Origin of the sequence: Arthrobacter sp. SO3 (genome assembly GCF_020532825.1) — a bacterium.
In the GTDB taxonomy this organism is placed as follows: Bacteria; Actinomycetota; Actinomycetes; order Actinomycetales; family Micrococcaceae; genus Arthrobacter.
The window spans coordinates 1-14,018 of the sequence record NZ_MQTS01000231.1; the positions used below are offsets into that span (position 1 = coordinate 1).

Sequence of the window (14,018 nt, forward strand, 5' to 3'; positions counted from 1 at the left end):
ATAGTAGAACGGTTTCCAGTAATCACTGGTCGCTTCCATCACCACCGTCGTGACATGCTCGCGTTCCAGGACGTCCCGCAGCTGAAGAATCTGCCCGGTGGTCGCACCCCAGGTGGTCACCGTCGAGGTATGGGTCCCGGGCCGTGGCCCTGGCAGCCGGAGACAAACTTTGACGTCGCGTTTGGAAATATCCATTCCCGCGGCCCGTTCGTGCACGATATCCATGACTGCTCCTCCTGACACCTTGACCTGGCTATCTGGTATCTGCCGCGGGGAGGACAGGGAAACAAATCAGGAATCTAACACTCGTGCTCCAAGGCAACAATCCACGGTTCCCGTGGAAGTCCTCCGCGCCACGCTAGTCGGCAGGCTCTGCTGCAGCACCAAGGACGAACCGGCGTCAACCGTGACAGACACCTCCATGATCCGCTCCCACACCCGCCCCATGCCAGAAGCTATACGGGAGGTACACCCAACTTTCTCCCACCACGGCGCGACAGCGCCGCTGAACCGCTAGGCGGCAACTGGCGGTAGGCTGGGAACTGCAAAATCCGTAAGCCACCGGCGCCTGCTGCGGCGTCCACCAGGGAGCGTTCACCATGTCGAAGATCAGTCCCGAACTGTTGTCTGTCCTGAGATGCCCCGTCACCGGTTCACCGCTGGTGCAGGACGGCGAGGAACTCGTCACCACCGCGGCCGGCCCCTCCGGAGAGAAGCTGCGCTACGCGATCGAGGACGGCATCCCGCTGCTGCTGCCGCCCGAACTTCTCCCCGCCGCCGCGGCGGCGCCCGTTTTCCAGCACGACGGCGGCCGGCCTGGCGCCGGCCAGGCGGAGCCAGGCCAGCACGGCACCGGGTCCGGGCACAACGCCGGCTAGGCTGCCGGCCCATCGCTTCGCCGTTCGGCGCCGAAGTACTTCACAGCCACCGATAAGCACGTTCACCTTCGTCACCGGCAGCCAGGTCCCGGACCTGCCCGCCGGCCACAGCAAAGGATTCATATGACTCTCGATTACAAGATTGCGGACATCTCCCTGGCCGAGGCGGGCCGCCACCAGATCCGCCTCGCCGAGCACGAAATGCCCGGCCTGATGTCACTACGCGAGGAGTTCGGCGCCGACCAGCCGCTCAAGGGCGCCCGGATCGCAGGGTCCCTGCACATGACAGTGCAGACCGCCGTGCTGATCGAGACGCTCACCGCGCTCGGTGCCGAGGTGCGCTGGGCCTCCTGCAACATCTTCTCCACCCAGGACGAAGCCGCCGCCGCCGTTGTGGTCGGCAACGGCACCGTCCAGGACCCCCGGGGTGTTCCCGTGTTCGCCTGGAAGGGTGAGACGCTGGAGGAATACTGGTGGACCGCGGAGCAGATCCTGACCTGGCCCGGCGCGGACGCCAACCCGGACCTCGGCCCGAACATGATCCTGGACGATGGCGGAGACGCCACCATGCTGGTCCACAAGGGCGTCGACTTCGAGGCCCTTGGTGCCGTCCCGGCCACCGCCGATGACGAGTCCGAGGAAGGCCGGGTCTTCCTCGAGGTGCTGCGCGCCTCGCTGCAGGCTGATCCGCAGAAGTGGACCCGGATCGGCTCCCGCCTGCTGGGCGTCACGGAGGAAACCACCACCGGCGTGCACCGCCTTTACCAGCTCGCGGAGCAGGGCAAGCTGCTGTTCCCGGCCATCAACGTCAACGACTCCGTCACCAAGAGCAAGTTCGACAACAAATACGGCATCCGGCACTCCCTGCCCGACGGCATCAACCGCGCCACCGACGTCCTGATGGGCGGCAAGGTCGCCGTCGTCTGCGGTTACGGCGACGTGGGCAAGGGTGCGGCGGAGGCCTTCCGCGGCCAGGGTTCCCGCGTCATCGTCACCGAGATCGATCCCATCTGCGCGCTCCAGGCAGCCATGGACGGCTACCAGGTCGCGAAACTGGAATCCGTCCTCAGCGAGGGCCACATCTTTATCACCACGACCGGCAACAAGGACGTCATCATGGCCGAGCACATGGCCGGGATGCGCGACAAGGCGATCGTAGGCAACATCGGCCACTTCGACAACGAGATCGACATGGCCGGACTGGCCCGGATCCCGGGCATCAAGAAGGTCGAGATCAAGCCGCAGGTGCACGAGTGGGTCTTCGAGGCGGACCCGGCCACCGGAGAAGGCGTCCGTTCCATCATCGTGCTGTCCGAAGGACGCCTGCTGAACCTCGGCAACGCCACCGGACACCCGTCCTTCGTGATGAGCAACTCCTTCGCCAACCAGACGATCGCGCAGATCGAGCTTTTCACCAAGCGCGACCAGCCGGAAGGTGAGCGGGAGTACGAAAAGCAGGTCTACGTGCTGCCGAAGATCCTCGACGAGAAGGTCGCCCGGCTGCACCTCGACGCCCTCGGCGTTGAACTGACCGAGCTGTCGAAGGAGCAGGCCGAGTACCTGGACCTTGAGGTTTCCGGCCCGTACAAGCCGGACCACTACCGCTACTAGGAACCGCGCCGGCGGGTTGCCACAAGGGCAGCGGGGCCGGCAGATGACGGTGAATGAGGGCTCCGGGCTTGCGCCCGGGGCCCTCTTCGTGACCTGATCGTGGCTGGCCGGGGGCCGGGCGCCGCGGAAATTCACTTATGCTTTCAAGGTAACGTCTGGAAGGACCCGAGTATCGTGAACGCCCCGAAAAGCCGGCGCACCGGCCGCAAACTCGCCCTGCTCGGAGCAGTCTGCGCACTGGCCGCGGCTGGCGGAGTGTTCGCGGCGGGCCCCGGGATGGCCCACGCTTCCTTCGCGTCCGAGGCGGTCTCGCCGGAACGCTCGACGCCGGGACTGGCCTTCCCGGTGGTGGCCCTCGCCCAGCTCGACGTCGCCCCGGCGGACGGTTCCAAGCAGGTCAACCCGGCCGCGCCCGTGAGCCTGAAGGTCAAGAACGGCCGCATCGACCGCGTGGCGCTCACCAGCGGTTCCGGCGACGCCGTGGACGGAACCCTCAGCGCAGATGCCTCCAGCTGGACGGCGGCCGCACCGCTGAAGTTCAACACCCGCTACAGCTACACGTTCTCCGTGGTGGACGCCGCCGGCCGCAAGAGCAGCACCACACGGAGCTTCACGACGGTCTCCACCGCCAACGAAGCCGACGCCGCCATCTACCCGCTGGACGGCATGAAGGTCGGCGTGGCGCAGCCGCTGCAGATCACCTTCAGCGAGCCCGTCCTGAACCGGGACGCCGTCGAGAGGGCCATCAAGATCAGCTCCACCTCCGGCCAGGCCGGCGAGTTCCACTGGTTCAGCAACACCATGGTCCGGTACCGTCCGGAAAGCTTCTGGACGGCGAACAGCACTATCACGATGGACCTGCAGCTCTTCGGAGTCGATCTTGGCAACGGGCAGATCGGCAACTTTAACAAGTTGGTCACCGTCCACATCGGCGACAAGAAGGTCGCCGTCGCGGACGCGGCGGCCCACACCTTTACGGCCAGTGTCAACGACCAGCAGGTCGGCCAGTGGCCCGCGACCATGGGCGACACACGCTTCCCCTCGGCCCGGGGGTATCTCGTCTTCATGGAGAAATACCGGGTGGAACACATGGACGCCTCCACTATCGGGCTCAAGCCGGGTGACCCGGCCTATTACGGCCAGCTCGACGTCAATTACGCCACGCGGTTGACCCCGAGCGGGGAGTTCATCCACCAGGCCACGGACTCCGCGATGCCCTTTCTGGGCAAGGCAAACCTCTCCCACGGCTGCGTGGGACTGGGCCCGGACGGCGCGAAATGGGTCTTCGAGAACATGACGAGCGGTGACGTGGTGCAGGTGGTCAACACCGACGGCGACTTCGCCGCCGTGGACGACGGCTTCGGGGACTGGAACATCCCCTGGGCGCAGTACGCCAACTGAGCCCAGGCCGCGGACAGCTCCGCGAAGGGCGGAAGAATCCATTTGGGGGACAAGACATGGACGAGAAAATGACGGAACCCGGCACGGCGCGCCGGGGCGGGGACCCCGCAGGCCGGCCGCAGCCACGCAAAGACCGCAGGACCAGCGGGAAAATGCTGGCGGTGCTGGCACTCTGCGCCGCCGTCGGTGCCGGCGGGATCGGCATCGCGACGGCGCCCGGCCGGGCCGAGGCGGAAATTCCGTCAGAATCAGCGGCGCCGATGCGGAACGTCGCCGGCCTCGCCGCCCCCGTGGTCAAGCTCGTGGAACTCGCGGTGACCCCGGCCGACGGCGCCAAGGCCGTCAACCCCGCCGCCCCGCCCTCGGTCAAGGCGGTCAACGGCGTCGTGACGGACGTCGTGCTGGTCCCGGCCGCCGGGGGCGGCCCCGTCCCGGGGACCGCCAGCCCGGACGGCTCGACCTGGACCGCCGGCGATCCGCTGGAATTCGACACGAAGTACAAGTTCACTTTCACCATCGTGGACGGGGCCGGACGCGAGACCCGGACAGCCCAGACCTTCGCCACCGTCGCCAAAGCCCACGAAGCGGACGCCGCCGTGTATCCGCTCAACGGCACCACGGTCGGCGCCGGCCAGCCCATCGAGATTGTCTTCAGCGAGCCGGTGCTGGACAAGGTGGCGATGGAGAAGGCAGTCGCCGTCAGCTCGTCCTCCGGCCAGGCCGTGGCGTGGCGCTGGTATTCGGACCGCCGTGTCCGGATCCGCCCCGAAACGTTCTGGGCCGCCAACAGCGAGATCACCGTGGACCTGCAGCTCTTCGGCGTCGACTTCGGCAACAGGATGATCGGCAACGCCGACACCAAGGTTTCCTTCAAAGTCGGGCCGCAGCGCCTCGCCGTCGTTGATGACATCACCAAGACCATGAACGTGTACTTCGACGGCCAGCTGGTCCGGACCGCGCCGGTCACGCTGGGGGACGCCGACTGGCTCTCACCCACCGGTTTCGCCGTCATCATGGAGCAGGAACGCAACTCCAGGTTCAACGCCGGCAGCATCGGGCTCAAGCCCGGCGACAAGGGCTACTACCCGCCCCTGACGGTGGAGTACGCCAACCGCCTCACCAGCTCCGGAGTGTACGTCCACCAGGCGCTCGAATCGGCGTGGCGTGCAGTGGGCAAGTCCAACGTCTCGCACGGCTGCGTCGGCCTGCTCCCGGCGGACGCCGCCTGGTTCTTCAACAACATGAAGAGCGGCGACGTCGTCCAGACCCTCAACACCGGGGCCCCGGCGGTGGAACCGCTCGAAGGTTTCGGCGACTGGAACATCCCCTGGGCCCAGTACGCCAAGCGCTGACCGGAGGGCCCGGGTCCGCCGGCTGCACCCCGGTTGCCTGAATCCCGGTCGCCTGAATCCCGGTCGACTACGGGGTGGCACCTCGCCCACTCCGAGGCTCTGGCGGTAGGCTCGGAGGCAGAAGAAGTAGCGTTGCCGGGCCCCGCCCGGGAGCGCGGACGCCTACGGAAGCGAAGCCGCAGTGACTGACTCAAGTCCCACCCCTCCGAACCGACAGGATCCGCAGCTGGATCCGCCCGATGACGCTGACGAACCCGCCTTCGACTGGATGAAGCCGAGCACCACGGACAAGCGCTCCGCCGCGGCCTCCGACCGCGCCGCCGAGGGTGGTGCCGGCACCACTCCGGAACCCTCACCACGGACCGACAGCACCCCCGAGGCCTCCGCGCCGGACCCGGCGTCGCGCCAGGCCGGCAGCCGTGCCGACCGAAAGGCCGCGGAAGCCGCCGTCGAACCGGCCCCCCCGGTAAACGGCGCGCACTTCAGCGAACCGCTGCCCACCTCGGCGCTGCAGATCCGTCCCCCGGAGGAGGAAGTGCGGCGCCGGAACGCCGAACGTGAACACGCGGCGAACGCCAAACCAGTGGCCCCGCGCGTGATGCAGGTCCTGCTCGCCGTGTGCTTCCCGGTCATCCTGCTGGTGCTGGCCGTCCGGGCCGTCGCCAGCCCCCTGTTCCTCTGGGTGGAGTACAACCGCCCCGGTTTCCCGGGCGACGGCTACGGCTTCAACACCGACGACCGCATGACCTACGGCTCCTATGCCGTGGATTACCTCAGCAACTGGGCCGGACCGCGGTACCTTGGCGAACTCGTCAACCGCAGCGGCGACAAGCTGTTCGGGGGCGGCGAAGTCAGCCACATGGCCGACGTCAAGGTCGTCATCCTGTCCACCTTCGGCGCGGGCCTGGTGCTGATCCTGCTTAGCCTGATCGCCGTCATCTACCTGCGGCGCCGCAGCCGCGGGGGAGTGCGGCGCGGGCTGTTCGCCGGGTCCATCATCACCCTCGTGGTCATCCTCAGCCTCGGCGTACTGGCTGTGCTTGGCTGGGAACAGTTCTTCGCCGAGTTCCACAGTATTTTCTTCGCCAGCGGCACCTGGACGTTCTCGCTGCAGGACACCCTGATCCGGCTCTTCCCGGCCCAGTTCTGGGTGGACGGCGGGATCGTGATCGGGGGCCTGGTGCTGATCACCTCCCTCGTCACCCTGATCCTCACCTGGCCGACGCGCAAGCGCCGCGGGCTGCCGAAACGCGGCGCAGCGGCAGTTGACCCGGCCGGGGACGAAGCCGCGGACGCTGACCGCACGGATGCTGCGTCCGCGGACGCTGTCCCCGCGGGTGCTGACCCCGCCGGAGCTGTCCCCGGAGCCGTCCCGGCCAAGCGGTCGCTCTTCCGGCGGAACAAGGCCGGCGAAGCGGCTGCCGCGGATGCCTCCGAACCGGATTCAGCTGCCGGAAGCTCCACAACCACCGGGTCACCGGACACCGGGTCGCATGACACCCCAACGCGCGGATACTCCAGCACCGTCTAGGAGCACCGCAAACCGGCGTCTGACAGGCAGCAGAAGCGGCCGGCACTACGGTGCCGGCCGCTTCTCTCCGTGTGTCCTCTTCGCCTATCCTCTGTGCGTGTCTTCCGTGCCTCCCCGGTGGGGCCTCGGCAGTGGATCAGCCGTAGATGCGGTTGATCTGTGCTTCGAAGTCCCGCACGACGGCGGCACGCTTGAGTTTGAGCGACGGTGTCAGGTGCCCGGATTCCACCGTGAAATCGGCGTCGAGCACCACGAAGCTGCGGATCGACTCGGCCTGGGAGACCAGCGCGTTCGCCTCGTCCACAGCACGCTGGAGGGCGTTGCGGACCAGGGCGTCGCGGCTGGCTTCGGCGGGGCTCATCGCGGCCACCCTTTGCGCGGCGCACCAGTTTTCCAGGCCCTCGGGGTCCAGGTTGATCAGGGCTGAGACGAACGGCCTGCCGTCCCCGATGACCACGGCCTGCAGGACGAGTTCGTGCTCGCGGATCTTTTCCTCGAGCGGCCCGGGGGCGACGTTCTTGCCGCCGGCGGTGACGAGCAGGTCCTTCTTCCGGCCGGTGATGGTCAGGAAACCATCGCTGTCCAGGGACCCGAGGTCGCCGGTGCGGAAAAACCCGTCCACGAACGCCTCCGCGTTGGCTGCGGCGTTGTTGTGGTATCCCTTGAAGACCCCGATGCCCTTGACCAGGATCTCGCCGTCCTCCGCGACCCGGATGGTGGTTCCGGGCACCGGGATGCCGACCGTGCCCACTTTGGTCCGCGTCGGGGTGTTGGCGGTGCACGGTGCCGTGGTTTCGGTGAGTCCGTAGCCTTCCAGGACCGGGATGCCTGCGCCGCGGAAGAAGTGCGCGTCGTGGGGGCTGAGCGGGCTGGCACCGGAGACCGTGTAGCCCAATTGGCCGCCGAAGGCCTGCCGCAGTTTGGGGTACAGCAGCCGGTCAAAGAGGGCGTGCTTGGCGCTGAGTACGGCGCCGGGGCCCGTCCCGTTGCCCCTGGCCGCGGCGTCGAGGGCCTTCGAATAGTCGATGGCGGTGGCGGCGGCCAAGTCGAACAACCGCTGCTTCCCGGCCAGGGCCGCCTTGTGGGCGGCACCGGCGTAGACCTTCTCGAAGATCCGGGGAACCACGAGCAGGAATGTGGGCCGGAAGCTGGCGAGGTCCTCAAGGAGTTCCTTGGCGCTGGCCGAGTGGCCCAGGGTGGTTCCGGCGCTCAGGCAGATCACCTGGACGGCGCGGGCCAGGACATGGGCCAGCGGGAGGAACATCAGGGTCCTGGAGCGGGGCTGCAGGAGGATTTCGGGCAGGAACAGCACGATGTTCTTGGCGACGAGGGCGAAGTTCCCATGTGTGATTTCGCAGCCTTTGGGCCGGCCGGTGGTGCCGGAGGTGTAGACGAGCGAGGCCACGTCCGCGAGTCCGGCGGCGGACCGGTGCCGTTCCAGCTCGGCGTCGCCGACTCCGGCGCCCGCCGCGGCCAGGCTGGCGAGGTTCGGTGCCGCGCCGTCGTAGTCCATCCGCACCACGGGGAGCACGGTGGCGCCAAGCAGGGACGAGCCGTCCAGGACCTCCCGGACGAGGCCGGCCTTCGCCTCGTTCTCCGCGAAGATGCGCAAGGCGCCCGAGTCATGCAGGATCCATTCGATCTGGCTGGCCGAGGACGTTTCGTAGATGGGGACGGTAACGCCGCCGGCGAACCAGATGGCGAAGTCCACTACGGTCCACTCGTAGCGGGTGCCGGACATGACCGCCACGGTTTCCCCGGGGGTGATGCCGCCGGCTATCAGGCCCTTGGCCAGTTCCCGGACCTGGTCCAGGAACTGCTGTGCGGTGACATCGGCCCAGCCGGCCGGTCCTTTGCGGGAGTAGAGCGCATGCACGGGATCCTTGGCGTGCTGTTCCAGGAGCAGGTCCGTCACGTTGCTGCCCGGGTCGAGCTCGACGAGCAGTCCGGTGCTTGCTTCTCTCACGACCGTTTCTCCGTTCCGGGTCCGCCTGGCGGTGGTGGACGTCCCCTGCAATCCTGCCCTAGATCCAGGACGGCATCCACATCCGGAACCGCCAATCCTGGTAGGAAATGGTCTCGGCGGTCCAGATCGGATAGAAGAACGCCGACACGACGACGGCCGTGACCACAAAGAGGGCCACGAGGTAGAGCCCGGAACGCCGCCGCCACAGCGGGTCGGTGCGCTGTCCCAGGACCAGTCCCAGGCAATACACCAGAGCAAGCACCAGGAAAGGTTCGAAGGACACTGCGTAGAAGTAGAACATGGTGCGTTCCGGGTACAGGAACCAGGGAAGGTACCCGGAAGCCACCGCGGCCAGGACCGCCCCCGCGCGCCAGTCGCGCCGCCCGGCCCACCAGAACAGCAGGACGCCCAGGCAGACGGCGGCGCCCCACCAGATCAGCGGGTTGCCGACGGAGAGGATCGCCGTCGTGCAGCTGGCCGTATCGCACCCCGGACTGCCCTGTTTGGGGGATTCGTAGAAGAATGACGTTGGCCGTCCGAGCACCAGCCAACTCCAGGCGCTGGCCTCGTAGGGGTGCTCGGCGCTGAGCCCCTGGTGGAACTTGTAGGCCTCCAGGTGGTAGTGCGCCAGGGACCGGACGGCATCTGGCAGCCAGCCCCATTCCGCCGACGGGACGGTCTCGGCCCAGTGCCGGAAGTAGGCGTTCGTGGAGCGGAACCAGCCGGTCCAGGTGGCGGCATACACCAGGGCGGCCACCGGGACGATGCTGAGGAAGGCCGGAATCCCGTCCTTGAGGATCCCGCCGCTGATCCAGCCGTGGATGCCGGCGATGCGCCGCGCGCTCAGGTCCCAGAAGACCGTCAGCAGCCCGAAGCCGGCCAGGAAAAACAGTGCGGACCATTTCGTGCCGACAGCCAGTCCCAGGCACACGCCGGCGGCGATCCGCCACCAGCGGATCCCCAGCCAGGGGCCCGACGCCAGCTGGAGCAGGCCGGGCCGTCCGCCCGGGGAGGCTGCGGCTTGCCGGCCGAGCCGCGCGGCGAGCCGGCGCCGGCCGTCGTCGCGGTCCATCAGCAGGGCGCCGAACGCGGCAAGGACCCAGAACATCAGGAAGATGTCCAGCAGGGAGGTCCGGGACATCACCAGGTGGTGGCCGTCCACCGCCAGCAGCAGGCCCGCCACCGCCCCGAGCGTCAGGGAGCCGAAGAGCTTCTGGGCGATCAGGGCCAGCAGGAAGATGGACAGTGTGCCGGTCAGTGCCGCCCCGAACCGCCAGCCGAAAGGATTGTCCGAGCCGAAGAGCCACATGCCGGCGGCGATCATCCACTTGCCGACCGGCGGGTGGACGACGTACTCGGGCGAGTCGAGCAGCACGCCCGGATTGCCGGCAGCGAAGGCGTCATTGGCCTTCTCCGGCCAAGCCCGCTCGTAGCCGCTGACCAGGAACGAGTAGCCGTCCTTGACGTAATAGGTCTCGTCGAAAACCAGGCTGCGGGGCGTGTCCAGCCGGACGAAGCGGAGGACTCCGCCCAGGGCCGCGGTGATGGCCGGAATGAGCCAGAACCACAGCCGGAGCGAGGGCGGATAGTCCCGCCAGCTCTGGATGCTGCCGATCAGTCGGTCTCGGAGGGCTTCGGGGGTGAACGCCTCCGCCGGGCGGCTGACCCAGCGGTGCCCCTCCAGGTTGCGTCCGGTGCTGGTGGCTGGGGGCGCCGAACCGGTGGAACCGGTCTCGACAGGCCGGATGGGGGTCTGCGTCACGTTGCCCATGCTACCTTTCGCGGCCGTGGCCGTCGGCCAGGCCGCCGGCCGGTTCGGCGGCCTGGCCGCTCGCCAAGTGGTCAGCCTCGCCGTCTCCCCGCGCCCCGTGCCAGCAGTAGGCTGGTCATGTGGATCCTAATCTCAGCACTGCCCCGAATCTTCCCAGCGATGGCACGGCCGTGCCGGACGACGTCGGGGATGGCGCAGGTCCCGGGCCTGATGGAAGCCCCGCGGCGGCGGCGGGTGCGCCCAGCGGCGGCCCCGGCCGGATCGTGCTGGCGGCGACCCCCATCGGGAACGTCGGAGACGCCACCTACCGGCTGATCGAACTGCTGACGACGGCGGACATCGTCGCCGCGGAGGACACCCGGCGGCTGCACCGACTCGTCCAGAACCTGGGCATCACCGTGGCCGGCCGGATCATCAGCTACCACGAGCACAACGAGGCCGCCAAGACCGGTGAACTCCTGGACCAGGTACGCGCCGGCAAGACCCTCGTTATGGTGACCGACGCCGGCATGCCGTCCGTCTCGGACCCCGGATTCCGCCTGGTCGAAGGGGCCGTGGCCGCCGGGTTGACGGTCACTGCCGCCCCCGGACCTTCCGCCGTGCTCACCGCCCTCGCGCTCTCCGGCCTGCCGACCGACCGCTTCTGCTTCGAGGGGTTCCTGCCGCGCAAGGCCGGGGAACGGTCCTCCCGGCTCGCGGATCTCGACGCCGAGCGGCGCACCATGGTCTTCTTCGAGGCCCCGCACCGGCTCGAACCCATGCTCCGGGCCCTGCGCGAGCGGTTCGGTGCGGACCGGCGCGCCGCCATCTGCCGGGAACTGACGAAGACCTACGAGGAAGTCATCCGCGGCACCCTCCGCGAACTGCTGGAGTGGGCCGAGTCCAGCGAAGTGCGCGGCGAGATCGCCGTCGTTGTGGGCGGCGCCCCGGAACGGGAACCGGGCAAGCCGGAAGACCATGTGGCGGACGTCAACGCGCTCATGGCGCAGGGTATCCGGCTGAAGGAAGCCGTCGCAGCCGTGGCGGAGGACGCCAAGGTCAGCAAGCGGGAACTCTACTCCGCGGTGCTTGCAGCCCGGTAGCAGGCCGGCCGCCCGCCCGAACGTCCGCTGTGCAGCTGCACAGCGGATCCGGTACGACGTAGTGCGGGCATGCGTAGACAGCCCGGAGAGCACGGCAGTACCGTGACAGTAAATCGGCACCCGATGAGTGAGAACTCGGGCGGTGCTGAACCCGATCCCATTCACCCCGAATCGCTGACGAGGGAGTCAACCGTGACTGTAACTGCCCAGCCCATTGTTACCGCAGAGCGTGAGAGCGCCCTGCTGGCCTCTGTTCCCACCGGTCTGCTGATCGGCGGCGAGTGGCGTCCGGCCGCTTCCGGCAAGACCTTCGACGTGGAGGACCCCTCGACGGGCAAGGTCCTGCTGAGCATCGCCGACGCCGGGCCCGAGGACGGGGCCGCCGCCCTGGACGCGGCGGCCGCTGCACAGGAGTCCTGGGCGAAGGTCCCCGCGCGGGAGCGCGGGGAGATCCTGCGCCGGGCCTTCGAGCTCGTCACCGCACGCGCCGAGGACTTCGCGCTGCTGATGACCCTGGAAATGGGCAAGCCGCTGGCCGAGGCCCGCGGTGAGGTCACCTACGGCGCCGAGTTCCTGCGCTGGTTCTCCGAGGAAGCCGTCCGGGCCTTCGGCCGCTACTCGGTCTCCCCGGACGGGAAGTCCCGGCTGCTCGTGACGAAGAAGCCGGTGGGCCCGTGCCTGCTGATCACGCCGTGGAACTTCCCGCTGGCCATGGCGACCCGCAAGGTCGCCCCCGCCGTCGCCGCGGGCTGCACCATGGTGCTGAAGTCCGCGAACCTGACCCCGCTGACCTCCCAGCTGTTCGCCGCCGTGATGATGGAGGCCGGGCTGCCGGCCGGGGTGCTGAACGTCATCCCCACCTCCACCGCCGGTGCCACCACGGGTCCGCTGATTAAGGACTCCCGGCTGCGCAAGCTTTCCTTCACCGGATCCACCGAGGTCGGCCGCCGGCTGCTCGCCGATGCCTCCGAGAACGTGCTGCGGACCTCGATGGAACTCGGCGGCAACGCCCCGTTCGTGGTGTTTGAAGACGCCGACGTCGACGCCGCCGTCGCCGGGGCCATGCTGGCGAAGCTGCGGAACATGGGCGAGGCCTGCACGGCCGCGAACCGGTTCATCGTGCACGAGTCCGTCGCCGACGACTTCGCGGAGAAGTTCGCCGCGAAGATGGCGGACATGACCACCGCCCGCGGCACCGAGGCGGAGTCCAAGGTCGGCCCGCTGATCGATGCGAAGAGCCGCGACAAGGTCCACGAACTCGTCTCCGATGCCGTCTCCGCCGGTGCGGTCGCGGTCATCGGCGGCGCCGCCGTCGAGGGCCCGGGCTACTTCTACCAGCCCACCATCCTCAAGGGCGTCACCGAGGGGACCCGGATCCTGTCCGAGGAAATCTTCGGCCCCGTCGCCCCGATCATCACCTTCTCTTCCGAGGACGAGGCCGTCCGGCTGGCGAACAACACCGAATACGGCCTGGTCGCCTACGTCTTCACCAAGGACCTCAACCGCGGCATCCGGATGGGCGAACGACTGGAGACCGGCATGCTGGGGCTGAACGCCGGAGTCGTCTCCAACGCGGCGGCGCCCTTTGGCGGGGTCAAGCAGTCCGGCCTGGGCCGTGAGGGCGGCCTCGAAGGCATTGAGGAATACCTCTACACCCAGTACATCGGCATCGCCGACCCGTACGCCGGCTAAGTACCATCCGGCCGGGGCTGCCTCAGCTCCGGCGCAGCCAGCGCACCCGGCGCAACCCCCCGCGGGTCCTTGACCTGGCACCCGCGAGGCCGCGCCGGGTGCGCTTTGCTGTGCGGCGGGCGGCGCGGAACGGCGCCGTGGCAGCACTCCGCCAGGCGGCCATGAGGGAAGGCGGCAGCCACGCTGCGCGGAACCGGACCAGCGGCCCGGCATGGGCCCGCAGCGAGGCGCGGACCGCTGCGATCGAGTGGGGGGCTGGTTCACCGGCGCCGCTGGCGGGAGCCCCGGCACCGGGAGACTTGCGGGCGCCTCCGGGGAGGCCGCCGCCGTCGGGCGTGGACAGAGGACGGCCGTATTGCGCGCGTTCGAAATCCGCGGTCAGGGACCGGACTGCCTGGTGGCCGTCCGCGTCCATGGCCTCAGGCTCTCCGAGTGCCCCCGAGGAGCGCAGCCTGGCGGAGAAATGGCGGGGGGTCTCACTGCCCTGCGGCGCCACACCGAAGTCCATCGCCAGGTCCCGCAGTTCCGCCCAGGCGCGCAACGCCGCGGCACCGCCGGCCCCGGAACCTGACAGCCGGCGGCGGCGCACTGCGGTGCGCGCCAGGTGCGGGGACGCCAGCAGCAGCCCGAGCAACAGCAGTGCACCGGCGCCGGACAGCACGGGCAGGATCCGGCTTGCCGCGTCCGCCGGGGCGGCCGCGGTCCCCGGGAGCGGCAGCGGCGCAACACTGGGC

Annotated in this window: 10 protein-coding genes and 1 pseudogene; 7 read left to right on the forward strand and 4 right to left on the reverse strand. The window is 68.7% G+C overall.

Annotated elements, in window-relative coordinates:
* Window positions 1–225: pseudogene (locus BJQ90_RS19690) on the reverse strand (IS110 family transposase); the annotation flags it as partial.
* A gap of 374 nt (window positions 226–599) precedes the next feature.
* Between BJQ90_RS19690 and BJQ90_RS19695 the strand changes: the two are divergent.
* From BJQ90_RS19695 to BJQ90_RS19715, 5 genes are all read left to right on the forward strand, one after another.
* On the forward strand, window positions 600–878 hold the full coding sequence (locus tag BJQ90_RS19695; protein WP_226761876.1) for a Trm112 family protein: 279 nt from the start codon (window positions 600–602) through the stop codon (window positions 876–878).
* Between the two features lie 123 nt (window positions 879–1,001).
* On the forward strand, window positions 1,002–2,489 hold the full coding sequence (gene ahcY, locus BJQ90_RS19700; protein WP_226761877.1) for an adenosylhomocysteinase: 1,488 nt from the start codon (window positions 1,002–1,004) through the stop codon (window positions 2,487–2,489).
* A 174-nt stretch (window positions 2,490–2,663) separates the two neighbouring features.
* Window positions 2,664–3,890, forward strand: a complete 1,227-nt coding sequence (locus tag BJQ90_RS19705; protein ID WP_226761878.1) for a L,D-transpeptidase — start codon at window positions 2,664–2,666, stop codon at window positions 3,888–3,890.
* 152 nt (window positions 3,891–4,042) lie between these two features.
* Window positions 4,043–5,242, forward strand: coding sequence for a L,D-transpeptidase (locus tag BJQ90_RS19710; RefSeq protein WP_226761933.1), 1,200 nt, complete (start codon window positions 4,043–4,045; stop codon window positions 5,240–5,242).
* Window positions 5,243–5,423: 181 nt separating this feature from the next.
* On the forward strand, window positions 5,424–6,773 hold the full coding sequence (locus BJQ90_RS19715) for a TIGR01906 family membrane protein (RefSeq protein ID WP_319004669.1): 1,350 nt from the start codon (window positions 5,424–5,426) through the stop codon (window positions 6,771–6,773).
* 136 nt (window positions 6,774–6,909) lie between these two features.
* Here BJQ90_RS19715 and BJQ90_RS19720 read toward each other — a convergent pair whose 3' ends face one another.
* The gene (locus BJQ90_RS19720; protein ID WP_226761879.1) at window positions 6,910–8,739 is read right to left on the reverse strand and encodes an AMP-dependent synthetase/ligase; all 1,830 of its coding nucleotides are present in this window, start codon (window positions 8,737–8,739) and stop codon (window positions 6,910–6,912) included.
* 58 nt (window positions 8,740–8,797) lie between these two features.
* Window positions 8,798–10,510 carry a dolichyl-phosphate-mannose--protein mannosyltransferase gene (locus tag BJQ90_RS19725; protein WP_226761880.1) on the reverse strand — a complete coding sequence of 571 codons (1,713 nt, stop codon included), beginning with the start codon at window positions 10,508–10,510 and terminating at the stop codon, window positions 8,798–8,800.
* A 260-nt stretch (window positions 10,511–10,770) separates the two neighbouring features.
* On the opposite strand from BJQ90_RS19725, the gene rsmI reads away from it, so the two are divergent.
* Together rsmI and BJQ90_RS19735 are read left to right on the forward strand one after the other, a co-directional pair.
* Complete coding sequence (gene rsmI / locus BJQ90_RS19730) at window positions 10,771–11,592, forward strand: 16S rRNA (cytidine(1402)-2'-O)-methyltransferase (protein WP_226761934.1); 822 nt, start codon at window positions 10,771–10,773, stop codon at window positions 11,590–11,592.
* Between the two features lie 192 nt (window positions 11,593–11,784).
* Window positions 11,785–13,284 carry an NAD-dependent succinate-semialdehyde dehydrogenase gene (locus BJQ90_RS19735; RefSeq protein ID WP_226761881.1) on the forward strand — a complete coding sequence of 500 codons (1,500 nt, stop codon included), beginning with the start codon at window positions 11,785–11,787 and terminating at the stop codon, window positions 13,282–13,284.
* Between the two features lie 22 nt (window positions 13,285–13,306).
* On the opposite strand, the gene BJQ90_RS19740 is transcribed toward BJQ90_RS19735, so the two are convergent.
* The coding region (locus tag BJQ90_RS19740; RefSeq protein WP_226761882.1) for a DUF4129 domain-containing protein at window positions 13,307–14,018 on the reverse strand (712 nt) is incomplete at its 5' end.

Excerpts from the sequence above, each read along its gene's own strand:
- BJQ90_RS19710 (WP_226761933.1), top strand. The coding sequence starts at position 4,043 with ATGCTGGCGGTGCTGGCACTCTGCGCCGCCGTCGGTGCCGGCGGGATC.
- BJQ90_RS19725 (WP_226761880.1), bottom strand. The coding sequence starts at position 10,510 with ATGGGCAACGTGACGCAGACCCCCATCCGGCCTGTCGAGACCGGTTCC.
- BJQ90_RS19695 (WP_226761876.1), top strand. The coding sequence starts at position 600 with ATGTCGAAGATCAGTCCCGAACTGTTGTCTGTCCTGAGATGCCCCGTC.
- ahcY (WP_226761877.1), top strand. The coding sequence starts at position 1,002 with ATGACTCTCGATTACAAGATTGCGGACATCTCCCTGGCCGAGGCGGGC.